The organism is Streptomyces lothianensis (genome assembly GCF_047779955.1).
Classification (GTDB): domain Bacteria; phylum Actinomycetota; class Actinomycetes; order Streptomycetales; family Streptomycetaceae; genus Streptomyces.
The window spans coordinates 82,926-105,310 of record NZ_JBLMKT010000015.1; the positions used below are offsets into that span (position 1 = coordinate 82,926).

At 69.9% G+C, this 22,385-nt stretch carries 26 protein-coding genes and 2 tRNA genes; 20 read left to right on the forward strand and 8 right to left on the reverse strand.

What is annotated here, in order from left to right:
* Positions 1-192 precede the first annotated feature (192 nt).
* The 7 genes from gnd (at position 193) to ACLF6P_RS02630 (ending at position 8,953) form a co-directional block, all read left to right on the forward strand.
* Entirely contained in the window at positions 193-1,071 is an 879-nt protein-coding gene (gnd, locus tag ACLF6P_RS02600; protein ID WP_415947844.1) for a phosphogluconate dehydrogenase (NAD(+)-dependent, decarboxylating), read from the forward strand.
* Positions 1,072-1,124: 53 nt separating this feature from the next.
* Complete coding sequence (recF, locus tag ACLF6P_RS02605; protein WP_415947721.1) at positions 1,125-2,246, forward strand: DNA replication/repair protein RecF; 1,122 nt, start codon at positions 1,125-1,127, stop codon at positions 2,244-2,246.
* On the forward strand, positions 2,243-2,851 hold the full coding sequence (locus tag ACLF6P_RS02610; RefSeq protein WP_415947722.1) for a DciA family protein: 609 nt from the start codon (positions 2,243-2,245) through the stop codon (positions 2,849-2,851). Before recF ends, ACLF6P_RS02610 begins: the two co-directional genes overlap by 4 nt.
* A 424-nt stretch (positions 2,852-3,275) precedes the next feature.
* On the forward strand, positions 3,276-5,324 hold the full coding sequence (gene gyrB / locus ACLF6P_RS02615; protein ID WP_415947724.1) for a DNA topoisomerase (ATP-hydrolyzing) subunit B: 2,049 nt from the start codon (positions 3,276-3,278) through the stop codon (positions 5,322-5,324).
* A 69-nt stretch (positions 5,325-5,393) separates the two neighbouring features.
* Positions 5,394-7,994, forward strand: coding sequence for a DNA gyrase subunit A (gene gyrA / locus ACLF6P_RS02620; protein WP_415947726.1), 2,601 nt, complete (start codon positions 5,394-5,396; stop codon positions 7,992-7,994).
* Positions 7,995-8,012: 18 nt separating this feature from the next.
* A complete protein-coding gene (locus tag ACLF6P_RS02625; RefSeq protein ID WP_415947728.1) occupies positions 8,013-8,666 on the forward strand; it encodes a DUF3566 domain-containing protein in 654 nt (217 codons plus the stop codon).
* 213 nt (positions 8,667-8,879) lie between these two features.
* Positions 8,880-8,953 (forward strand) — tRNA-Ile (locus tag ACLF6P_RS02630).
* Between the two features lie 52 nt (positions 8,954-9,005).
* On the opposite strand, the gene ACLF6P_RS02635 is transcribed toward ACLF6P_RS02630, so the two are convergent.
* The gene (locus tag ACLF6P_RS02635) at positions 9,006-9,398 is read right to left on the reverse strand and encodes a DUF6344 domain-containing protein (protein ID WP_415947729.1); all 393 of its coding nucleotides are present in this window, start codon (positions 9,396-9,398) and stop codon (positions 9,006-9,008) included.
* 405 nt (positions 9,399-9,803) lie between these two features.
* Between ACLF6P_RS02635 and ACLF6P_RS02640 the strand changes: the two genes are divergently transcribed.
* Positions 9,804-9,932, forward strand: a complete 129-nt coding sequence (locus ACLF6P_RS02640; RefSeq protein WP_003999697.1) for a DLW-39 family protein — start codon at positions 9,804-9,806, stop codon at positions 9,930-9,932.
* 170 nt (positions 9,933-10,102) lie between these two features.
* A complete protein-coding gene (locus tag ACLF6P_RS02645; protein WP_415947731.1) occupies positions 10,103-11,446 on the forward strand; it encodes a hypothetical protein in 1,344 nt (447 codons plus the stop codon).
* Positions 11,447-11,465: 19 nt separating this feature from the next.
* On the opposite strand, the gene ACLF6P_RS02650 is transcribed toward ACLF6P_RS02645, so the two are convergent.
* The gene (locus tag ACLF6P_RS02650) at positions 11,466-13,091 is read right to left on the reverse strand and encodes a serine/threonine-protein kinase (protein ID WP_415947733.1); all 1,626 of its coding nucleotides are present in this window, start codon (positions 13,089-13,091) and stop codon (positions 11,466-11,468) included.
* 71 nt (positions 13,092-13,162) lie between these two features.
* On the reverse strand, positions 13,163-13,714 hold the full coding sequence (locus ACLF6P_RS02655) for a helix-turn-helix domain-containing protein (RefSeq protein ID WP_415947734.1): 552 nt from the start codon (positions 13,712-13,714) through the stop codon (positions 13,163-13,165).
* 161 nt (positions 13,715-13,875) lie between these two features.
* On the opposite strand from ACLF6P_RS02655, the gene ACLF6P_RS02660 reads away from it, so the two are divergent.
* Positions 13,876-13,948, forward strand: a tRNA-Ala gene (locus ACLF6P_RS02660).
* A 76-nt stretch (positions 13,949-14,024) separates the two neighbouring features.
* Here the strand turns inward: ACLF6P_RS02660 and ACLF6P_RS02665 are convergent.
* Together ACLF6P_RS02665 and ACLF6P_RS02670 are read right to left on the reverse strand one after the other, a co-directional pair.
* Positions 14,025-15,245, reverse strand: coding sequence for a tyrosine-type recombinase/integrase (locus tag ACLF6P_RS02665; protein WP_415947736.1), 1,221 nt, complete (start codon positions 15,243-15,245; stop codon positions 14,025-14,027).
* Positions 15,226-15,783: a helix-turn-helix domain-containing protein gene (locus ACLF6P_RS02670; RefSeq protein WP_415947737.1), complete on the reverse strand. Its 558-nt coding sequence runs from the start codon at positions 15,781-15,783 to the stop codon at positions 15,226-15,228. Before ACLF6P_RS02670 ends, ACLF6P_RS02665 begins: the two co-directional genes overlap by 20 nt.
* 145 nt (positions 15,784-15,928) lie before the next feature.
* On the opposite strand from ACLF6P_RS02670, the gene ACLF6P_RS02675 reads away from it, so the two are divergent.
* From ACLF6P_RS02675 to ACLF6P_RS02705, 7 genes are read left to right on the forward strand one after another with little or no spacing between them, the layout of a single operon-like run.
* Positions 15,929-16,135, forward strand: a complete 207-nt coding sequence (locus tag ACLF6P_RS02675; protein ID WP_415947738.1) for a helix-turn-helix domain-containing protein — start codon at positions 15,929-15,931, stop codon at positions 16,133-16,135.
* Positions 16,132-16,428 carry a hypothetical protein gene (locus tag ACLF6P_RS02680; protein WP_415947739.1) on the forward strand — a complete coding sequence of 99 codons (297 nt, stop codon included), beginning with the start codon at positions 16,132-16,134 and terminating at the stop codon, positions 16,426-16,428. Before ACLF6P_RS02675 ends, ACLF6P_RS02680 begins: the two co-directional genes overlap by 4 nt.
* Positions 16,425-16,799 (forward strand): DUF2742 domain-containing protein, encoded by a 375-nt coding sequence (locus ACLF6P_RS02685; protein ID WP_415947740.1) that lies wholly within the window; start codon positions 16,425-16,427, stop codon positions 16,797-16,799. Before ACLF6P_RS02680 ends, ACLF6P_RS02685 begins: the two co-directional genes overlap by 4 nt.
* A complete protein-coding gene (locus ACLF6P_RS02690) occupies positions 16,796-18,145 on the forward strand; it encodes an AAA family ATPase (protein WP_415947742.1) in 1,350 nt (449 codons plus the stop codon). The genes ACLF6P_RS02685 and ACLF6P_RS02690 overlap by 4 nt, the downstream gene beginning before the upstream one ends.
* Positions 18,146-18,159: 14 nt before the next feature.
* On the forward strand, positions 18,160-18,336 hold the full coding sequence (locus ACLF6P_RS02695) for a hypothetical protein (RefSeq protein WP_415947743.1): 177 nt from the start codon (positions 18,160-18,162) through the stop codon (positions 18,334-18,336).
* A gap of 17 nt (positions 18,337-18,353) precedes the next feature.
* Positions 18,354-19,166: a hypothetical protein gene (locus ACLF6P_RS02700; RefSeq protein WP_415947744.1), complete on the forward strand. Its 813-nt coding sequence runs from the start codon at positions 18,354-18,356 to the stop codon at positions 19,164-19,166.
* Positions 19,163-19,387: a hypothetical protein gene (locus ACLF6P_RS02705; RefSeq protein ID WP_415947745.1), complete on the forward strand. Its 225-nt coding sequence runs from the start codon at positions 19,163-19,165 to the stop codon at positions 19,385-19,387. Before ACLF6P_RS02700 ends, ACLF6P_RS02705 begins: the two co-directional genes overlap by 4 nt.
* A 360-nt stretch (positions 19,388-19,747) precedes the next feature.
* On the opposite strand, the gene ACLF6P_RS02710 is transcribed toward ACLF6P_RS02705, so the two are convergent.
* The 3 genes from ACLF6P_RS02710 to ACLF6P_RS02720 are packed head-to-tail and all read right to left on the reverse strand — an operon-like array spanning position 19,748 to position 20,522.
* Positions 19,748-20,149, reverse strand: coding sequence for a DUF6907 domain-containing protein (locus ACLF6P_RS02710; RefSeq protein WP_415947747.1), 402 nt, complete (start codon positions 20,147-20,149; stop codon positions 19,748-19,750).
* Complete coding sequence (locus tag ACLF6P_RS02715) at positions 20,146-20,301, reverse strand: hypothetical protein (RefSeq protein WP_415947749.1); 156 nt, start codon at positions 20,299-20,301, stop codon at positions 20,146-20,148. The genes ACLF6P_RS02710 and ACLF6P_RS02715 overlap by 4 nt, the downstream gene beginning before the upstream one ends.
* Positions 20,298-20,522 carry a hypothetical protein gene (locus ACLF6P_RS02720; RefSeq protein WP_415947751.1) on the reverse strand — a complete coding sequence of 75 codons (225 nt, stop codon included), beginning with the start codon at positions 20,520-20,522 and terminating at the stop codon, positions 20,298-20,300. Before ACLF6P_RS02720 ends, ACLF6P_RS02715 begins: the two co-directional genes overlap by 4 nt.
* Before the next feature lie 195 nt (positions 20,523-20,717).
* Here ACLF6P_RS02720 and ACLF6P_RS02725 point away from each other — a divergent pair, with 195 nt between their 5' ends.
* Genes ACLF6P_RS02725 through ACLF6P_RS02735 form a run of 3 tightly spaced genes read left to right on the forward strand, consistent with a single transcriptional unit; the run spans position 20,718 to position 22,352 of the window.
* Complete coding sequence (locus ACLF6P_RS02725; protein ID WP_415947753.1) at positions 20,718-20,978, forward strand: hypothetical protein; 261 nt, start codon at positions 20,718-20,720, stop codon at positions 20,976-20,978.
* On the forward strand, positions 20,950-21,477 hold the full coding sequence (locus ACLF6P_RS02730) for a DUF6879 family protein (RefSeq protein WP_415947754.1): 528 nt from the start codon (positions 20,950-20,952) through the stop codon (positions 21,475-21,477). The genes ACLF6P_RS02725 and ACLF6P_RS02730 overlap by 29 nt, the downstream gene beginning before the upstream one ends.
* A gap of 23 nt (positions 21,478-21,500) precedes the next feature.
* Positions 21,501-22,352: a helix-turn-helix domain-containing protein gene (locus ACLF6P_RS02735; protein ID WP_415947755.1), complete on the forward strand. Its 852-nt coding sequence runs from the start codon at positions 21,501-21,503 to the stop codon at positions 22,350-22,352.
* The last annotated feature ends 33 nt before the right edge of the window (positions 22,353-22,385 follow it).

The window sequence follows — 22,385 nt, forward strand, 5'->3', positions numbered from 1 at the left end:
TCCCCGCCGGTCCGGGCCGCCGACCGGTCCGGGCCGCCGACCGGTGCGGCCCGGTGCCCCGGGGCAGCCCGGCGGCCGCCCCGGGGTGGCCCCGCGGGTGGGTGTCTGCGTCCGGGATTAAGCTCGGACGCAGGTACGAAAGCACCAGGGGCTGCCGCCCCGCAGCCCACCCACGCGACGCAAAAGGAACACCTGATGGAGCTCGGTCTCGTCGGTCTCGGCAAGATGGGCGGCAACATGCGCGAGCGCATCCGCCGCGCAGGCCACACCGTCATCGGATACGACCGCAATCCGGACCTCGCGGACGTCCACAGCCTGCAGGAGCTTGTGGAGAAGCTGAAGGGTCCGCGGGTGGTCTGGGTGATGGTCCCGGCCGGCGGGCCGACCCAGGACACCATCGACGAGCTCGCGGCGCTGCTGCAGCCCGGCGACATCGTGGTGGACGGCGGCAACTCGCGCTGGACCGATGACGAGAAGCACGCCGAGCAGCTCGCCGAGAAGGGCATCGGCTTCGTCGACTGCGGTGTCTCCGGCGGTGTCTGGGGCCTGGAGAACGGCTATGCGCTGATGTACGGCGGCTCCGCCGAGGACGTCGCCCGGGTACAGCCGGTGTTCGACGCGCTCAAGCCGGAGGGCGAGTTCGGCTCGGTGCACGCGGGCAAGGTCGGTGCGGGCCACTTCGCGAAGATGGTTCACAACGGCATCGAGTACGCGATGATGCAGGCCTACGCCGAGGGCTGGGAGCTCCTGGAGAAGGTCGACTCCGTGGACAACGTCCGCGAGGTCTTCCGCAGCTGGCAGGAGGGCACGGTCATCCGCTCCTGGCTGCTCGACCTCGCGGTCAACGCGCTGGACGAGGACCAGCACCTGGACCAGCTCAAGGGCTATGCACAGGACTCCGGCGAGGGCCGCTGGACGGTGGAGGCCGCGATCGACAACGCCGTGCCGCTGCCGGCGATCACCGCCTCGCTGTTCGCGCGTTTCGCCTCCCGGCAGGACGACTCGCCGCAGATGAAGATGATCGCGGCGCTGCGCAACCAGTTCGGCGGCCACGCGGTCGAGAAGAAGTAATCCACAGCTGTGCACAGGCCGTGCACAGCAGCCGGGGGAGGTCGGCGCCCACCATGCACGTCACGCATCTGTCGCTGGCCGACTTCCGCTCGTACGCCCGGGTCGAGGTGCCGCTCGACCCGGGCGTCACGGCGTTCGTGGGCCCGAACGGGCAGGGCAAGACGAATCTTGTCGAGGCCGTCGGCTATCTGGCCACGCTCGGCAGCCACCGCGTCTCCTCGGATGCGCCGCTGGTACGGATGGGGGCGCAGCGGGCCGTTATCCGGGCCCAGGTCCGGCAGGGCGAGCGGCAGCAGCTGGTGGAGCTCGAGCTGAATCCGGGCAAGGCGAACCGGGCCAGGATCAACAGGTCCTCGCAGGTCAGGCCGCGTGATGTGCTGGGGATCGTACGGACGGTGCTGTTCGCGCCGGAGGATCTGGCCCTGGTGAAGGGGGATCCGGGTGAGCGGCGGAAGTTCCTCGACGAGCTGGTGACGGCGCGTTCGCCGCGGATGGCGGGGGTGCGCTCCGACTACGACCGGGTGCTCAGGCAGCGCAACACCCTGCTCAAGTCCGCCGCGATGGCCCGCAGGCACGGCGGCCGTTCCATGGACCTGTCGACGCTCGATGTCTGGGACCAGCATCTGGCGCGGGCGGGCGCCGAGCTGCTCGCCCAGCGCCTCGACCTGATTGCCGCGCTGCAGCCGCTCGCCGACAAGGCCTACGAGCAGCTGGCGCCGGGCGGCGGTCCGCTGGCGCTGGAGTACCGGCCGTCCGCGGAGGGCCCCGCGCACAGCCGCGATGAGCTGTACGAGCAGCTGCTCGGCGCGCTCGCCGGGGTGCGCAGGCAGGAGATCGAGCGCGGGGTGACCCTGGTCGGGCCGCACCGCGACGACCTGCAGCTCAAGCTGGGGGACCTGCCCGCGAAGGGGTACGCGAGCCACGGTGAGTCCTGGTCGTACGCGCTGGCGCTGCGGCTCGCCTCGTACGATCTGCTGCGGGCCGAGGGCAATGAGCCGGTGCTCGTCCTCGACGATGTCTTCGCCGAGCTCGACACCCGGCGGCGTGAGCGGCTCGCGGAGCTGGTGGCGCCCGGGGAGCAGGTCCTGGTGACGGCGGCGGTCGAGGACGACGTACCGGAGATCCTGACCGGGGTGCGGTACGCGGTCGCGCAGGGCGAGGTGACGCGCGTATGACCTCCGAAGGAAGCGCCGGCCAAGGCCCCGGAGGCCCCGGAGGCCCCGAGAACCCCGGAGAATACGCGGGAGCCGCCGGGACCCCGGACAAGCCCAGGACCCCCGAACCCAGCGGCATCGACCTCGCCCGCGTGGCGCTGCGCGCCGCGAAGGAGCAGGCCCGTGCGCGTGGCGCGGAGGCCCAGCAGAAGAAGCAGGCCAGGCGCGGCGGCGGCCTGCGCTCCGGCGCGCGCTCCGACGGCCGTGATCCGCTGCCGCTGGGCGCCGCGATCAACCGGCTGATCAGTGAGCGCGGCTGGGAGACCCCGGCGGCCGTCGGCGGGGTGATGGGCCGCTGGCCGCAGATCGTCGGCGAGGACCTCGCGAAGCACTGTGTCCCGCAGAAGTACGACGAGGACGACCGCGTTCTGATGGTGCAGTGCGATTCGACGGCCTGGGCCACGCAGCTGCGTCTGCTTGCTCCGCAGCTGGTGGCGCGGCTCAACCAGGACTTGGGTCAGGGCACCGTCCGCCTCATCCGGGTGCTGGGCCCCGGTGGCCCCGCCCGCCGCTACGGACCCTTGCGTGCCCCGGGAAGCACGGGGCCGGGCGATACGTACGGCTAGACGTACGGCTAGACGTTGGGCCGGACGTAGGTCTGGACGTTGGGCCGGGGCCTGTGGGCGGGCTTACGGGCGGGCGTAGGCAGGGCCGTATGCACGTTGTATGAGGGGTCCGTCCCTCACCGTAGCGGTCGGTTGACAGCCCGAAGCGCTGAGCGCCCGTGTGAGCTTCTTGGACCCCCGTTCCACATATGGGGAGTCGTGCGAGTCCGGTTCAGGACGGCACATGCGGACTCAAGGCCCGGCAAGCCCCCATTACTGTCGGCGCTACCGGTAGACTGGGTGACAATCCCGCCCCATCGGGGGGACGGGGCCAGATCGCTGCACCACGTCTCCGTGCGGCACGCGCACCCCACGCGGCTCATCGGAGACCGCCGTCATATACGAACGACGCAGCCGCTCCCGACACCTGCCGGGAGTTCGGCTTGTGCTGTGCCAGAAAGGGCGCTTCGTGGCCGATTCCGGCAACCCCAACGAGAACATCCCGTCCACCGACGCCGGCGACACCGTCTACGACGCCAGCGCCATCACCGTCCTCGAGGGTCTGGACGCGGTCCGCAAGCGACCGGGCATGTACATCGGTTCGACCGGTGAGCGCGGTCTGCACCACCTCGTGTACGAGGTCGTGGACAACGCGGTCGACGAGGCGCTGGCCGGTCACGCCGACACGATCGACGTCACGATCCACGCCGACGGCGGCGTCAGCGTCGTCGACAACGGGCGCGGTATCCCGGTCGGCATCCACCCGGTGGAGAAGAAGCCGGCCGTCGAGGTCGTCCTCACGGTGCTGCACGCGGGCGGCAAGTTCGGCGGCGGCGGTTATGCCGTCTCCGGTGGTCTGCACGGCGTCGGTGTCTCCGTCGTGAACGCGCTCTCCACGAAGCTCGCCGTCGACATCAAGACGGACGGCTACCGGTGGACGCAGGAGTACAAGGGCGGCGCCCCGACCGCTCCTCTGGAGCGGCACGAGGCCACCGACGTCACCGGTACGACGGTCACGTTCTGGGCCGATCCGGACATCTTCGAGACCACCGAGTACTCCTTCGAGACACTCTCGCGGCGTTTCCAGGAGATGGCCTTCCTCAACAAGGGCCTGACGATCAAGCTCACCGACGAGCGCGAGTCGGCGAAGGCCGTGGCCGGTGCGGACACCGCGGACGGCGAGGACGCCGAGCAGGTCAGGACGGTCACGTACCACTACGAGGGCGGCATCGTCGACTTCGTGAAGTACCTGAACTCGCGCAAGGGCGAGGTCATCCACCCGACCGTGATCGACCTCGAGGCCGAGGACACCGACAAGGCGCTCTCGCTCGAAGTGGCGATGCAGTGGAACTCGCAGTACACCGAGGGTGTCTACTCCTTCGCGAACATCATCCACACGCATGAGGGCGGTACGCACGAGGAGGGCTTCCGTGCGGCCCTGACCAGCCTGATCAACAAGTACGCGCGGGACAAGAAGCTGCTGCGCGAGAAGGACGACAACCTCACGGGTGACGACATCCGCGAGGGTCTGACCGCGATCATCTCGGTCAAGCTGAGCGAGCCGCAGTTCGAGGGCCAGACGAAGACCAAGCTGGGCAACACGGAGGCCAAGACCTTCGTGCAGCGGGCGGTCTACGAGCACCTGGCCGACTGGCTGGACCGCAATCCGAACGAGGGCGCGGACATCGTCCGCAAGGCCATCGCCGCGGCGACCGCCCGTGTGGCGGCCCGCAAGGCGCGTGACCTCACCCGACGCAAGGGCCTGCTGGAGTCGGCCTCGCTGCCGGGCAAGCTCTCCGACTGCCAGTCGAACGACCCGACGAAGTGCGAGATCTTCATCGTCGAGGGCGACTCGGCCGGCGGCTCCGCGAAGTCCGGCCGCAATCCGCAGTACCAGGCCATCCTGCCGATCCGCGGCAAGATCCTGAACGTGGAGAAGGCCCGCGTCGACAAGATCCTGCAGAACCAGGAGATCCAGGCGCTCATCTCGGCCTTCGGCACCGGGGTCCACGAGGACTTCGACATCGAGAAGCTCCGCTATCACAAGATCATCCTGATGGCGGACGCCGATGTCGACGGCCAGCACATCAACACGCTGCTGCTGACCTTCCTGTTCCGCTTCATGCGGCCGCTGGTCGAGGCCGGGCACGTCTATCTGTCGCGCCCGCCGCTGTACAAGATCAAGTGGTCGCGGGACGACTTCCAGTACGCGTACTCGGACCGCGAGCGCGATGCGCTGATCGAGCTCGGCCGCCAGGCCGGCAAGCGCATCAAGGAGGACTCGGTCCAGCGCTTCAAGGGTCTCGGCGAGATGAACGCCGAGGAGCTGCGCATCACGACCATGGACCAGGAGCACCGCGTGCTCGGCCTCGTCACCCTCGACGATGCCGCACAGGCCGACGACCTGTTCTCCGTCCTGATGGGCGAGGACGTGGAGGCGCGCCGCTCGTTCATTCAGCGCAATGCCAAGGACGTCCGCTTCCTCGACATCTGAGCCGGTCACGTACCAGCCCGGTTACCCAAGACCGGTCACGTACCAGCTTCGAAAGGACCAGAGCCGGCCATGGCCGACGAGAACACCCCCAGCACCGCCGCAGCAGCAGCCGAAGAAGAAGACCAGACCCTGCGCATCGAGCCCGTCGGGCTCGAGACCGAGATGCAGCGCTCGTATCTCGACTACGCGATGTCCGTCATCGTCTCGCGTGCGCTCCCGGACGTCCGTGACGGCCTCAAGCCGGTGCACCGCCGCGTCCTGTACGCGATGTACGACGGCGGCTACCGGCCCGAGAAGGGCTTCTACAAGTGCGCCCGCGTCGTCGGCGACGTCATGGGCAACTACCACCCGCACGGCGACTCCTCCATCTACGACGCCCTGGTGCGCCTCGCGCAGCCGTGGTCGATGCGGATGCCGCTCGTCGACTCCAACGGCAACTTCGGCTCCCCGGGCAACGACCCGGCGGCCGCCATGCGCTACACCGAGTGCAAGATGGCGCCGCTGTCGATGGAGATGGTCCGCGACATCGACGAGGAGACCGTCGACTTCACGGACAACTACGACGGCCGCTCCCAGGAGCCGACCGTCCTGCCGGCCCGCTTCCCGAACCTGCTGATCAACGGCTCCGCCGGTATCGCGGTCGGCATGGCCACCAACATCCCGCCGCACAACCTGCGCGAGGTCGCGTCCGGCGCCCAGTGGTACCTGGAGAACCCGGAGGCCTCCCACGAGGAGCTCCTGGACGCGCTGATCGAGCGGATCAAGGGCCCCGACTTCCCGACCGGCGCGCTGGTCGTGGGCCGCAAGGGCATCGAGGAGGCCTACCGCACGGGCCGCGGCTCCATCACGATGCGCGCGGTCGTCGAGGTCGAGGAGATCCAGAACCGCCAGTGCCTGGTGGTCACGGAGCTTCCGTACCAGGTCAACCCGGACAACCTCGCGCAGAAGATCGCCGACCTCGTCAAGGACGGCAAGGTCGGCGGCATCGCCGACGTCCGCGACGAGAGCTCCTCGCGCACGGGCCAGCGTCTCGTGATCGTGCTCAAGCGGGACGCGGTCGCGAAGGTCGTCCTCAACAACCTGTACAAGCACACCGATCTGCAGACCAACTTCGGCGCCAACATGCTGGCCCTGGTCGACGGAGTGCCGCGCACCCTCTCCCTGGACGCGTTCATCCGCCACTGGGTGAACCACCAGGTCGAGGTCATCGTCCGGCGCACCAAGTTCCGGCTGCGCAAGGCCGAGGAGCGCGCGCACATCCTGCGCGGTCTGCTCAAGGCCCTCGACGCGATCGACGAGGTCATCGCGCTGATCCGGCGCAGTGACACGGTCGATGTCGCGCGCACCGGCCTGATGAGCCTGCTCGAGATCGACGAGATCCAGGCGAACGCCATCCTCGAGATGCAGCTGCGCCGGCTCGCCGCCCTGGAGCGGCAGAAGATCATGCAGGAGCATGACGAGCTGCAGGCGAAGATCGACGAGTACAACGCGATCCTCGCCTCGCCCGCGAAGCAGCGGCAGATCATCAGCGAGGAACTCGCCGCGATCGTCGACAAGTTCGGCGAGGACCGCCGCTCGCAGCTGGTGCCCTTCGACGGTGACATGTCCATCGAGGACCTGATCGCCGAGGAGGACATCGTCGTCACGATCACCCGCGGCGGCTACGTCAAGCGCACCAAGACCGACGACTACCGCTCGCAGAAGCGCGGCGGCAAGGGCGTACGGGGCACGAAGCTGAAGGAAGACGACATCGTCGACCACTTCTTCGTCTCGACCACGCACCACTGGCTGCTGTTCTTCACCAACAAGGGCCGCGTCTACCGGGCGAAGGCCTACGAGCTGCCGGACGCCGGACGCGATGCGCGCGGCCAGCACGTGGCGAACCTGCTGGCCTTCCAGCCGGACGAGCAGATCGCCGAGATCCTCGCGATCCGCGACTACGACGCGGCCCCCTACCTGGTTCTCGCGACCAAGTCGGGTCTCGTCAAGAAGACGGCTCTCAAGGACTACGACTCGCCGCGCTCGGGCGGTGTCATCGCCATCAACCTGCGCGAGACGGACGAGGGTTCGGACGACGAGCTGATCGGCGCCGAGCTGATCTCCGCCGAGGACGATCTGCTGCTCATCAGCAAGAAGGCCCAGTCGATCAGATTCACCGCGACGGACGATGCGCTGCGCCCCATGGGCCGTGCCACCTCGGGCGTCAAGGGCATGAGTTTCCGCGAGGGCGATGAGCTGCTCTCGATGAATGTGGTGCGGACCGGTACGTTCGTGTTCACCGCCACCGACGGCGGGTACGCGAAGCGGACCGCCGTCGACGAGTACCGCGTCCAGGGTCGCGGTGGCCTCGGCATCAAGGCCGCCAAGATCGTGGAGGACCGCGGTGAGCTGGTCGGCGCGCTGGTGGTCGAGGGCACCGACGAGATCCTCGCCATCACGCTGGGCGGCGGTGTGATTCGTACGCGAGTCAACGAGGTCAGGGAGACGGGCCGTGACACCATGGGCGTCCAGCTGATCAACCTGGGCAAGCGCGATGCCGTGGTCGGTATCGCTCGCAACGCCGAGGCCGGGCGTGAGGCCGAGGAAGTCGACGCGGGTGTCGACGCATCGGCCGAGCCGCAGCCGGCCGCAGGCATGGACGAGGGCACCGAGCCCGCGGCAGCCGAGTAAGCGCGAGGAGTGCACGACGTGAGTGGAGCCACGGGCGCCGGAACGCACGGACCCGGAACGGAAGGCGGCCGTGGCCCCGCCGAGTCGGTACACACAGCCCAGGGGGGCACAGTGACGGACACGCGAGGGCCGCAGGCCTACGCCTCCGAGTCGGAGTACGCGGCCGGGCCGCTGCCGGGTGAGCGTCAGCCGGGCCGGCCGGACGGTCCCTATCATCCGCCGCAGGCCTATCCGGCACCTTCCCAGGGTGCCCCGCAGGGTGCGGTACGTCGTGCGCGGACCGGCGCACGTACGACTCCGCGCACGCGCAAGGCGCGGCTGCGGGTCGCGAAGGCCGATCCGTGGTCGGTCATGAAGGTCAGCTTCCTGCTCTCCATCGCCCTGGGCATCTGCACGATCGTCGCCTCGGCCGTGCTGTGGATGGTCATGGACGCCATGGGCGTCTTCTCCACGGTCGGCGGGACGATCTCGGAGGCCACGGGGTCGAACGAGTCGAATGGTTTCGATCTTCAGGCGTTTCTCTCGCTGCCGCGAGTCCTGATGTTCACTTCGGTCATCGCGGTGATCGACGTGGTTCTGGCCACGGCGCTCGCCACGCTCGGCGCGTTCATCTACAACCTCTCCGCCGGTTTCGTCGGCGGAATCGAGCTGACGCTCGCCGAGGACGAATAGCCCGCCTGACGGCTGTCCGTCTCTGACTGTCTCTGACCGTCTCTCTCGGTCTTCTGTCTGTCGTCACTGTTCGTCCGCCCGCTCCCGGCCTGGTCAGCCGGGGGTCCGGGGGCTTTTCCCCGGGGGTGCTGCGGTATCGATTTTGGGACTGGGCGCGTCGTGCGCTAATCTTCTTCAAGTCAGCGCGCGGGACACACACCCGCAAAGCGCGGCGGGGCTATAGCTCAGTTGGTTAGAGCGCATCCCTGATAAGGATGAGGCCACAGGTTCAAATCCTGTTAGCCCCACAGCCCGACCGATGAGGTCGAGAAGCCCGGTAGCTCTTCGAGTTGCCGGGCTTCATTCATTGCCGTGGTGCTGCGCGGCCGCCGCCCGGCCGTGTTCGCCGGTGAATACCGCCTCTTCGTTCAGCCGGGCGGGTTCGCGGGTGTCGGCGCGGTGCCGGGCCTCGGCGCGCGGGATCTTCGGGCTGCGGGACGCCGGTGAGCTGTTGTGCGCCTCGGCGCGGATGCGCTGCTTCATCGTCGGCGGCCTCGACGGATCGTAGGGGCGCGAGACGGGCGCGGCCGGGCGGGTGCGGTCGGCCGGGGGCACCGTCGCCGGGTTGCCGGCCTCGGTCTGCTGCGGTACGGCAGCGGCGGCCTGGGGGGTGATGAGGCCCAGCGAGGCGAAGAACGCGAGCAGTGCGCCGATGAGTGCGGACCACAGGCGCGTGGCCTTGGTGGCAGCCATGATCTCTCCTTTTCGAAGCGGTTCTACCGGTCGTACCGGTTGCTCGCCCGCCCCGTTCGGGTCGGACGATTTGCGTACTTTCCTCATGATGTGTACGCAGGACGTGATGTGGGGGAGCCCGTGCCGCGATGCGCCGATCTTCAGATGAACACCACCCGTTCGGCCGCGTGAGCGCCCTGTTTCCTCCGTGATGGCTCGCTTTTGTCCGTACGAGGGGTGAAAGCGTCGAACATCACAGCGCCCTGAAGGCGTGTCACACAGGCCCGAAAGGCCGCCGAGGCGCAGGTCGACTGCGGTGCTCGGGGCGGGAGTTGGGTGCCCCGACAGGCCGCCGGGCGGCCGGTGACGGTGTGTATAGTCGGGCGCCAGAAGTCCCTCTACGTCAAGGAAAGACGAGGTAGCGCGGTGAAGAAGCTTCTCCTGGTCGCACTGGCCGCCATCGGCGGGCTCCTCGTGTACCGCCAGATCCAGGCGGATCGCGCCGAGCAGGATCTGTGGACGGAGGCGACTGACTCCGTGCCCACGGGTTCGTGAGACCGCATACGTCTCCATTGCACCAAGCCCCGGTCGCCCGCCGCGACCGGGGCTTCGTGCTGTCATGAGCGGCCGAACCGTGGCTTCCGGGCGGTGCGGATTCGCTGGCAGCGCCCCGGGCCTCGCGGCAGGATGAGAGCGGCCGATCCGGGCGAGGACGAGGGAGCAGGGTGACGACACGGCGCGGCAGCAGGCGTACGGCGGTGGTGGCGGCGATGTCCGTGGGCGCCGCGTTGGCGCTCGCACCGGCGGCGGCCGCCGAGCCCTACCCGTACGGCTTCCCGGACGAGACCCGGGAGGTGGCGGGCGCGCGGGGGCCCGGCGGGGCGCCGGTGCTCGACGCGGGCGAGACGTACCGCAGCACCATCGGGCCCGGGCAGGAGCTGCACTACCGGGTACGGCTCGACGACGCCTCCTCCGCCTACGTGTCGGCGGTGGCGCTGCCGGGCCTCGGCGACCGTGTGGCCTTCGGGGACGGCCTCGCGCTGCGCCTGGAGAACGCCGAGGGCGGGCGCTGCGGCACCGCGCGCACCGGGTTCGGCAACGCGGACTTCCCGCGGCCGCTCGTGGCGTCCGTGGAACGGCTCGTGGCCCAGGGGGCGCTGCACTGCCGGGCCGCAGGTACGTACACCCTGATCGTCGCGCGTACGGACGGCGGCAGGTCCGCCTCGCGGGAGACCTGGGACCTGGAACTCGACCTCGTCAACGAGCCCGCGCTCGAGGGCGTTGCGCCGAGCGAGACGCCCTCGCCCCGGCCGGAGGACGGCGGGCCGCTGCCGGAAGGTGCCGCAGAGGAACGGCAGGGCGGTACGAGCTTCCACGACGCGGTCGCCATCGGGACGGGGGTGTGGCGCGGGCGGATCGAACCGGGGCGCACCCTCTTCTACAAGGTGCCCGTCGACTGGGGACAGCGGATCGCGGCAGGCGCCGAACTGCGCGCCCCCGGCGACGAGGCGGTCGTGGCGCAGGCGCTGCGGCTCGGGCTGCACAACCCCGCGCACGACGAGGTCGCCGCCGACCAGCCCTCCCTGCGCGGCACCCGGGTGTCGGCGGCGCTCGACGGGCTGCCGCCGGTGGCCTACGAGAACCGGCTCGCCTCGGCGCCGCGGGTCAAGGGCATGCGCTTCGCCGGCGCGTACTACCTGCAGCTCACGCTCAGCCCGGACCTCGCCGAGCGGTACGGCGAGGGGCCGCTCGACGTGACGCTGCGGGTCGGCGTGGACGGCGCGGCGGTCGCCGGTCCCTCGTATGTCGGCGATCCGGGCATCTTCGATGCGGAGGCGGTCGACGCGGGCACGGACGCGGACGCGGGGACGGATGGGAGCGAGGGCGCGGATGAGGGCGAGGGCGCGGACCGGGATGCGGACGGCCAGGCGGCCGACGGCACCGGCCCGGCCGCCGGCCACGACGGCGGGATGCAGCTCGTCGCGGCCGTGTCGATCGCGCTGGGCACGGCCCTGGTGCTGTGGCTCGCGGTGTGGGCCGTGGTGGGCCGTCGGCACCGGGAGAGCTGAAGGGGCTCCCTCCCCTGTCTCAGATCTGCCCCAGCGCCCAGAACCCGACAGCGAAACAGAGAGCCGCGAGAAGCAGCACCGGCACGGCGACTTTGACGGGCGGACCGGAACGCCCGGGCCTCGGCCGCCGGTGGCTGCTGGGTGCGGCGGGGGTGTTGTCGGGGGCGGTGGCCGCGTGCGGGGTGATGTGGCGTGGGGTGGGGTGCGCGGGCTGGGGTCCCGCGTGAAGCGCGTCGGCGTGAGGTGTGGGGGCGCCGGGGGCCGGGGCCGCGTGCGCGGGCTCGGCTTGCGCGTTGGGGTGGGCCGGGTGCGCTGCGGGCGTATCGGGGGCGGAGCCCCCGCGCGGGGTGGATTCCGGCGGCCACGCTTCCACCTGGGCCTGGTGGGCCGGGCCGGTCGGGGTGTGGGGCGGTGGTGTGGTGGGAGGGGCCGGGGTCGGTGCCGCATGAGGGAAGGGCGGGCCTGTCGCCGTATCCGCGATGAACGGGGCCGGTGGGGCGCCCGGGGGTGCCGGGGGGCCTGGTGGCGGGGCGGCGGACGGCGGGGCCGCAGGGTGCTGTGCCGTCGATGGGGTGGCGGTGGTGAAGTCCCCTGAGACGGCCGGTGTCGGCGTGGCCGGAGTGGGGGTGGCCGGGGCAGGCGGGGCCGGTATCGGTGCGGACGTGGTCGGTGTGGCCGGGGCAGGTGTGACGGGGATGGACGCGGCCGGAGGCGGCGCGGTTGGCGTAGACGTGGTCGGTGTCGGTGTCGGTGTCGTTGGTGGGGGGAGGGGGCCGTCGGGGCCGAAGGGGGACGGGAGCGGGCCCAGTTGGTCGAAGATTTCGATGAGTTCGTCGTCGGGGCCCGGCTCCGGGAGGAGGGCCGTCGCCTCCGCGAGCGCCTTGCGCGCACCCGTCGCGCTGCGGAAGCGGGCATGCGGCTCGGGCTGGAGGAGCCCCGCGAGCACCTGCCACAGGGGCTCGGGGATCGTACGCGGCGCGTGCGGAGTGCCCTGGCTGCGGAACAGCTCCAGGAGCGCCTCGGTGTCCGGCTTCGCGCCCTCCAGAAGGCAGAGCGCCACCAGCCCCGTCGCGAAGAGATCCGCGGGGAAGTCCGGCTCGTCGTAGTCGTACTGCTCGGGCGCGATGTACCCCGGTGTCCCCACCACCAGGTCCGTCCGGGTCAGCCGGGGATCCCCCTTGCGCAGGGCGATCCCGAAATCGGAGAGCCGCAGATGCGGCCGCCCCGTCCCGGTCGCTTCGAGCAGGATGTTGGCGGGCTTGATGTCCCGGTGCACGACGCCTTCCGCGTGCACCGCCGAGAGCCCGGACAGCAACTGGTCGAGCAGCAGTGCCACATAGCGCGGCGGCAGCGGCCCGTAGTCGCCGATGAGACGGGCGAGCGAGCCGCCTCCGACGAGGTCCATCGTGAACAGGACCTTGTCGTCGTCGGCGGCCCAGCTCGCCGGGGCCAGGACATGCGGATGGTCGATCCGCAGCGCCTGCTCCCGTACGAAACGGAGCAGCGCGTACGCATCGCTCTGCAGCAGTATCTTGGCGGCGACATAGCGGCGCCGGCGGTGGTCCCAGGCGCGCCATACCTCGCCCACGCCACCGCGTCCGATCGGGTCGACCAGTTCGTACCGGCCGGCGAAGACCTCGCCCATGCCCGTGCTGCCTCCCCCTTGCCCCGGCCCCGGCGGACCGTCGGACCAGAAGCCCGGACCGGAAGCCCGGATCAGCCCTGGTGCGACTCGTAGTGGGTTACGGCGTCAGCGGTGCGCCCGGCGCCGTAGACCCGGAGGAACTCTGCCAGTTCCGGGTGGGTCGTGGCGATGGTGTCGGCGGCCTCGATGATCTCGCCGGCCGATGCGACGGAGCGCAGCACGGACTGGATCTCGCGCACCACCCGCTTGACGGTCGGCGCCCCCACGCCGGTCCCCCTGGAGCGGTCGCTCGTGGTGAGCACCGCACCGCCCTGGTTCTTCTTGATCTCCTCCATGCGCTCGGCCGCCTCGGAGGCACTCACGCTGCCGTCCGCGACCTGCCCGGACAGCTCCTGGAGCAGCTGTACCCGCTGCACCACGGCCGGATTGCCGATCTTGGCGCGCTGCCCGCTCATCAGCTGCGAGAGCATCGGCGCCGACAGTCCGAGCACGGCCGCCAGCCTGGCCTGGTTCAGGCCCAGGTCGTCGATCAGCCTACGGAAGAGCGCCCCCAACGGCTCCCCGTACCAACTGCGCTGAAGTTCTCTGGCTCTCGCAGTGGCTTCCTGCTGTTCCGCATCCACGATGCGTCCTCCCCTTCGCTCGTGCGAACCTCGCGGAGCATCTTACGGAGAGTGGTCGTGAACGGGGAGACCTCATCCCTTTGCGGACCCCGGGGGGTGACCCGGTACTCTTGTCCCCGACGCACGCGTGGCGAGGCGGTATCAGCCACCTTCGTCGTCCCGGGGCCTTAGCTCAGTTGGTAGAGCGCTGTCTTTGCATGGCAGATGTCAGGGGTTCGACTCCCCTAGGCTCCACTCCAGGTCACAGGCGGTTTTCGGGGTCCTCCCACGGGAGGGCTCCGGGGCCGCAGTACACATTCAGTACACATGCCTAGTGATCTTCCTTGCTCGCGGAGTACCTTGTGACCACCGTGGCCACGTCCCGCAGAGCGTCCCGCCGGGCCCGCTCGCGGTCGAGCCGGTCCGCCACCTCGTCGAGCCGGTCCGGGAACAGATGCCCGTAGGTGTCCAGCGTCATGGCCGCCGACTTGTGCCCGAGCATCGTCTGCACCACCTTCACGTCCGCCCCGCTCGCGATGCTCAGCGAGGCCGCGGTGTGCCGCAGCTTGTGCGGCGTGACCCCGAGGCCGGCCAACCCCGCGGCCTTCACCGCCGGGTTGAACACGCGGGTGCGGAAGTTGTCCCCGTACAGCGGCCCGCCCCCCGGCGCGGTGAACAGCAGCTCCGATGCGGCGCGGCCGCTCGTCATCTCCCCCAGCTCGGCCGCGAGCGACCGCAGCAGCGGTACCTTCCGCCGCTCGTGCGTCTTCGGCAGCCCGAGCACCAGGCCCTCGCGCGTCTTCTTGTACGCCTGCCGAACCGAGAGCCGCCGCGCCGCCGTGTCGACGGCCCCCACGGTCACGGCTGATATCTCACCCCAGCGCAGACCCGTGTACGCGAGCAGCAGCACGAGCAGCCGGTACTCGGCGGCGGCCTCGGCGAGCCGGTCCACCTGGGCGTGCTTGAGGTAGACGTGATCCTGCGGGACCGGCCTCGGCAGCGGGACGCCGGCCGCCGGGTTCGCGGCGATGCGCTTCGCCCGCACGGCGTGCCCGAGTACGAGCGACAACACGAGGTGGATCTTCTGAATCCGCCCCGGGCCAACCTTCCGGCAGCCGTGCGAGCCCTCGGCGAGATGCCCGACCCACTCGGCGATGTCCTCCCACTCGATCCGCCGCACCTGGTAGTCACCCCACCGCGGTTCGACGTGCACCCGCCACGTGTCCAGGTACGTCTCCCGCGTGGTCGGCTCCAGGCCGCCGAGGGTGCCTCGCCACTTCTCGTACACGTCGAGCAGCGTCGCCTTCCCCGCGGACGCGTCCCGGTACGAGCCGTCCCGCAGCTTCGCCTCGACGACGTGCACGTGGTTCTCGGCCTCGGGCAGCTTCTGGAACGTCGCCGACTTCGGCTTGCCGTCCGGCCCGTACCAGCGGACCCGCCACCGCCCGGGCGGCTGCCGCTTACTGCCGGCCTTCTTCGCCGCCTTCCACCGCTCGACCGCCGCCCGGTACTCGGCGTGCGGCTTACGGTCCTCAATCCACACCCGGGCCATCGGCCCCCCCTCCCTCGTCGGCCCAGTTTTTGAACACCTGCAGGGCTGCGCGCTGCCCCTCGTGGGTGGTCTGGTCCCAGCCGACACCGTCCGGTGTGGCAGTCATGAGGTACATCGCCAACTGGCGACGGCGCGCCTCCTCGTCAGCTCCCTCGGGGGACCTCAGAGGCACCCGGGCCTGAGCCCAACGCCACGCGAGATGTCCGGGCACCTCCCCGGCGCCGGTGAGTTCGACAGAGCCCCGGACGCTCTCCGGTACAAGGAGGGTGATCACCGGAACTTCGAGCGCCACGGCGAGCGCCATGAGGTCGTCGACGTCCACCCGGCGTACAGGCTTCGGCTCCCCACCCTTGCCCGGCTCCGTGCCGACCGCGCCGTTCTCAATCTTGTTGAGCGCGTCGGCGCTCAGCGGCCTTCCGGATTCCTTCAGCGCTGCAGAGAGGGCCCGGAGGGTCAGCCCCCGCTCCCCGCGCAGTCGCTTCACGTTGGCGGCAACAGTCCGCCCCGTCGGTCCCAATTCGATACGTCCTGTCGTCATGATCCGGACGCTAGCAGTCGAGGTAATCGCGACAGCGGCCCGAATCTTGCGGACACCGGATCATCCCGGGTACGCTCCGCATCATCTCGGAGCATACCGAGATGATGCAAGTCTTTGTCGCGAAAAACTCGACAGGAGCACACTCGTGGCGCAGCAACTCATGACCCCGGCAGAGGTGGAAGAGGAGTACGGCATTGCCGTGCAGACCCTCGCCAATTACCGGTGGCAGGGCATAGGGCCGGCCTACGTGAAGAAGACGCCCGGCCGCGGCGGCCGCATCGTTTACCGCCGCGCCGCCGTCGAGGCCTGGTTGGACGCACAGACTGTGCAGACCGGGGGCGCCGCAGCGTGAGCGCCAAGAAAAACGCCCCGGGGGCAACCGGGGCGCATAGTGACCGGCTGGACGGCGGGTCGACTCACACCGTACCGCGCAGCTCCGTCATCGCCTACTGCCGCGCCGAGCGGGTGAGCACCGGCACCGGGCCGTACTGGCTCCTCGTCGTCGACCGCTGCCCGCTGTGCAGCCACTCGCACCGGCACGGCGGAGGCGACGGGGAACGCCCTTCCTACGGGCACCGGGCAGCGCACTGCGGCAGGCGGGACTTCGGCGGCTACTGGCTGCAGCCCATCGAGGAGGCGCCGTGAGCCTCGACGACGAGGTCATCATGTGGGCCGAGCAGCAGGTGACCACGCTCCTGCCGCACGAGGTCCGTGTGCCCGCCTACGGCACCCGCGAGTGGCTGCAGCTCCCCGCCGGCGACCCCCGCAAGGCCGCCGCGCTGATCACGGCCGCCGAGATGTGGCGCCGCTACGGCGACGAACAGGCCCTCCTCGACTGGTTCCGCGACGCGTGCCGTGCACGGCCCTCGGTCGCCGACCGCCGGACCCGGGCCGAGCTCGACGCCGCGGCCACGCCGCGTCCGCCACACCGGCTCCGGGCCACACCGGGCTGGCCGCCGATCGCGGTCCCCGGCCAGTCCGGCCGCTACCTCGTCGCCCGGGAGAACGCTGCATGACGACCGATGATCTCGCCCAGCAACTCACGGGCGGCCCCAACTGGCAGCCGAACGAGGACCCGCTGGCGTACATCCCCGATGGCGGGCCCGCCGATGGCCCGAAGCGGCGCATCAAGCTGACCCCGGCCTCGGCGATCGAGCCGGAGCCGGTCATCTGGGCCTGGGAGCCCGAAGTCGGAGAGGGCCGCATTCCCGCGGGCGCACTCACGCTCGCCGCCGGTCGCGAGGGCACCGGCAAGTCGTCGTTCGGTATCTGGGTTGCCGCGCGCCTCTCCCGTGGTGAACTGCCGGGCACCTTCCACGGGCAGCCGAGGAACGTCTTCTACGCGGCCGTAGAGGACTCGTGGTCTCGCACCCTCGTGCCCCGCCTCATCGCGGCCGGGGCCGACCTGGACCGCGTCTTCCGTATCGACGTCGAGGACATCGAGCACGGCGAGACGATGCTGTCCCTGCCCATGGACGTGTCCCTCATCGAGCGCTCCATCGCCGAGCACGATGTTGCCGCGCTCATCGTCGACCCGCTCATGTCCACCCTGGGCAGCAGCACCGACGCGCACCGCACGCAGGATGTGCGCCAGGCGCTCGAGCCCCTGGTGCGCATGGCGGAGCGGACCAAGGCCCTGACGCTGGGCATCGCCCACTTCAACAAAGGCAGCGGCACCGATGCGTCTCAACTCATCTCCGGCTCCGGCGCGTTCAAAGACCTCGCCCGCGCCGTCATCGCGTTCGCCCGCGACCGCGAGACCGAAGAACAGGTCATGACGCAGACGAAGAACAGCCTCGGCCGCCTCGACCTCCCCTCCCTGTCCTACTGCATCGAGGGATTCGACGTGCACACCAGGAAGGGTGTGGCGAACGTCGGCCGCCTGGTCTTCACCGGCATCTCCGAACGCAGCGTCGAGGACACCCTTTCCGCCCCGGTCGACCGCGACGAGGCCGGCGAGCGGGACGAGGCCGCCGCCTGGCTCGTCGACTACCTCACCGACCAGGGAGGCGAAGCCCCTGCGGGAGAGGTCATCAAGGCCGCCGAGAGGGACGGCTTCGCCAAGCGCACGATCCAGCGCTCCCGCGCAAAGGTCGGCGTGACGTCCCAGAAGTCCGGCTTCGGCAAGGGCTGGGCCTGGGTACTGAGCGTGACCGACAACCGCGAAGACGACACGAAGGTGCCGAAGGTGCCAGCACCCAGGGACCTGGCACCTTCGGCACCTTCGCTGACACCTTCACCACCCCGGTCACTGTCCGCAGTCGGCTCCGACCGGCCCAAGACCCCCTGCGAGAAGTGCGACAGACCCCAGTGGAACGCCGAAGGCTCCCCCCTCTGCGTCGACTGCCGCACCGCCGCCTAACGAAGGGACCGCCCATGCTCGTCCGCGTCGCCCTCTGCCCCGCCTGCCGCTGCGAACGCATCACCCGACGCGTCGGCACCACCACCATCAAGGGCCACAAACAGACCCTCGTCCAGTGCCCCGACACCGCATGCGAACTCGTCTGGGCCCTCCGCCCCGACCACACCCCCCGCCGCACCACCGCGGCCTGAACTGAAGGGAATCCACTATGAGCAAGGCACCCATCACCAGCCTTCCCAGCAACGACTATCTCCCCGAGAGCGTCCACGCCCTGGCCGACCAGTGGCGCGCCGCCGACCAGCACGTCAAGGACATCCGCAGGCACCACCGCGAAGCCACCAGCGCGCTCCCCGACGCCCGCAACAAGGACGCCGAAGCCATCAAGGCCGCCGCCATCGACGGCCGCCCCCTGCCCGACCCGGAGCACGAGACGGCCACCCTCGCCCGGATCGACAATGCCAAGCAGGCCCTGCCCATCGTCGAAGCCGAACGCGACTCCATCGGCCGCCGCCTGGTCGTCGCCCTCCGAGACGACCAGGCCCGCGGCCACCTCGTCGACGCGGCCGCGGCCACTATGCATCCCGCACTCGCCGCCTACCGCGAGGCCCTGGACAAGGCCGAACGCGCGCTCAGCTACCGCTACCGCATGGTCAGGGAAGCAACCGAGCTGCTGCACGTCGTCGAAGCGCTCGACACCGGCGCAGAGGTACGCCTCCACCCCAAGGCCCTCAGCGGCATGCCCGACTTCTACGCCGCCCGTTACGGAGCCGACCAGGTCGCCAAGCAACTCTCCAAGATCACCACCCGCACGCCCCCGAGTAAGCGGCACGTCCGCCTCACGGACGGCCGGGTAATCCACGTGCCCTCCAGCCTCGCCGCGGACTTCCTGCGCGACGGGAAGGTCGAGGCGTGGCTGGACGGCTGGCCGCCCGAGCAGCCCAGCCCCCGCCTGCCCGGTGCCCCCGCCTCCCAGGCCAACACACGCTTCATCCCCCGCAGCGAACGAGGAGACGCAGCATGAACGAACAGATCACCGAAGTACAGCTCAAGACCATGAGCCCTCACGAGATCGTGCAGGCACAGCAGGAAGGCAGGCTCGATGCCTTGCTCGGTCGCCCCGTGCACGACATCCCCACCGAGGGGCAGCTCGGCAGGGAGCACCTGCAGCACATGACCCCGCACCAGATCGTGCAGGCACAGGGAGACGGACGCCTCGACCAGCTGCTCAACGGCACCGACTGAAGACCCGCGCGGCGTGAGGTGGTTGGGATGCGAGCCTCACGCCGCGTGACCAGACCCAGGGGGGTGACCCCCTCCGGCCTGGGGGTGGAACAGCGCGGGGGAGGGCGCTCGGGGGCGAGCAGGGTTCAAAGGGTGCCCCGCCGTCACGCAACGTGATGCCGCTTGATCACTTTCGAGGTCCCTCGAAAGTGATCAGTTCGGGGTTCCGTCGCCTGTCAGGGGTGCGGCTAATCGCCGTACCCTTCTCGCCCTCGTCGAGGAGGGCGAGGGCGTCAGAAAGGTTCGTACCGACGAACGAACCTTTTCTCGCCCTCCTGGCGGCCACCAGGGGTCACGATCTGGGCGTGACCCTTCTCGCCCTCATCCAGGCGGGCGGGTGGCCGGCGTCTGCCAGTCGGTGCCCTCGGCCTCGAGGCGGTGGGCGTAGGCGCGTACCTCGTCGAGCTGTGTGGCGAGGATGTCGACGAGGGCGAGGAGGGTGGTGGGGGTGTGTCGTCGGGTGTAGCCGCCGAGGTCTACCGCGAGGTATGGGTGTGGGCCGGTGAATTCGGCGTGGGGCGCCCATTCGGCTGAGATGACGAGCCATGGCAGCTGGCCGGGCATGAACGGCACGGTGGCGGTGAGGTGCTGGCCGCTGTGCGCCAGGTCGGCCCGGTAGTGGACCGGTTCGGCTGTGTGGTCGGTGGTGCACCAGGCGGGGCAGGTAAGTATCACCGGGCCGTGGTCGCGGGTGGGCACGGTCACCGCGCGGAGCTTGTTCACCGCCGCCTCTTCGCATTGCGGAGGGTGAGCCCGTCCGGCGGGCAGGCCTTGTGCTCGTGGAGGGTGATGCCTCCGCCGGACGCGGAGAACTTGGTGACCTGGCGCGACTTCTGGCCGGGGAGGATGGGCTTGTCGCAGCGGCAGCAGATCATTGGGCTGCCTCCCGGTGGCAGTCGTTGCATGCTCGCGGGAACCAGGCGAACCGCATTCCGGCTCGGCGTGCGTGCTGCGGGCCGAGGTCGACGGCGTTGCCGGCGGCGAGGATGATCGAGCACCACACGCAGGCGCGGCCGCGTATCTGCGGCGCGCTCAGCTCACTCAGCTTCGGCAGGGCCGCACCCTGCAAGGGCCGGGCGGGGGATCTGGTCGCCATCACACGCCTCCGGAGAGCTGGGGCTGCCGCTGCTCATGAAGCTAGGGGCACGATGTGCAGCACTGCGAGGCATGTGCAGTTCTTTGCATCAACCCCCGCTTTCCCGGGTACTTGTCGCGTTTGTGCCCTTGACCTGGCCATCCGACTGCATGACTGTGACGCAAAGAACTGCACACCCCATAGGCGGAGGCTGGCATGTCGTTACAGTTCATCGGAATCGACCCCGACACGAAGACCGGCGACTCCCCGACGGTGTGGGTCGATCAGGACGCACGCGAACTTGTCTTCCAGGGCTGGCTACCCGGCCCCGAACTCCAAGCCGAGTGCGAAGCGTTCGAGGTACCGGGCCACGCCGTCGGCATCCCCGACGGAGAGGCCGTCATCCGTATCCCCGCCAGGATGGTGGACATGGTCAGGAGGGCGTGCGATGCAGTCGAACGTGCCGACGATCACTGAACTTCTCGCCGCCTCCACGCGCAGCGCCGTTCACCTTGAGATGAGGGACCACTACGGCGTCGCCACCGAGGCCGCGGACTTCCAGGCCTGGCTCGACACAGGAGCCCTCGACGACGATCCGGCCTCCGAGGACTGGGCGCCCTGGGTCCAGGCCGTATCGCGGGCCGTCGCCCGAGGCGTCACGGTGAGGCGCGCCCGCATCGTGTCTGAGCCCGTCACGGCGTACATCCGATACGAGCACGCATCCACCAGCGTCAACGTGCACGCCGGCGAACAAGTCCGGTGGCTGCCCCGCCGCGATGCCTCCACCATCGCCCTGCCGGGCAACGACTATTGGCTGTTCGATGACCGGCTTGTCCGCTGGGGGTACTTCTCCGGAGATGGCGCGCTTACCGGTCACGAGGTGTCCGATGATCCGACTGCCGTGAAGCTGTGCGCCGCCGCTTTCCAGGCGGTGTGGGATCGTGCCATCCCGCACGACGAGTACAAGATCCGCTGAGAAGAAAGCACGGCCGCCAGCTCATGCCCGTCTCCCCGTCCTCGTCGGCCCAGGCCGCACGCGAAGCCGTCGCCCATCGGCTCCGCGACCTCCGCAAGGAAGCCGGGTTGACGGTGGTGCAGCTGGCGGCCGCGTGCGGCTGGCACTACTCCAAGACGTCCCGCATAGAGAACGCCCTCACCGGGCCGTCCGCGACGGACATCCGCCGGTGGTGCTCCGCAGTGAACGCACCTGGGCAGGCACAGGACTTGGTGGTTCAGTCGCTCAACGCCGAGTCCATGTACCGGCAGTGGCGCGACCAAGTCCGCGCCGGCCTACGGCACATCCAGGAGACAAAGGGCCGGGCGTTCCGGAACACCGAGTCGTTCCGCGTGTACTCCTCCAGTATCGTCCCCGGGCTGCTGCAGACCGAGGGCTACGCCCTGGCCGTGCTCGGCATAGCCGCCAGGGTCCACGGGCTGACGGACGACGACAGCGCCGAGGCGGCACGGGCACGCCTGGAGCGGTCCCGGATCATCCACGAACCGGGGCGCGTGTTCGTGGTGGTCGTCGAGGAGTCCGTGCTGCACGCGCGGGTCGCGGAACCTGACACGATGGCCGCGCAGCTCGGGTATCTGCTGACGGTCGGTGCGCTGCCTGCGGTGTCGCTTGGAGTCATCCCGAAGACAGCGCGTCGGACGCACTGGCCTGAGGAGACGTTTCACGTGTACGACGACCGGCTTGTGTCGGTCGAGTTGGTGTCGGCGGAGGTGAACGTGACGCAGCCCGGCGAGGTCGAACAGTACCTCCGGACGTTCGAGCGGCTGCGCAGCATGGCCGTGTACGGGGCGGAGGCGCGGGCCATCATCACGCGCGCCCTCGACACCCTCGACTGACCTACTTCAAGTCGGTCAGTCGCTCTCGCGTAC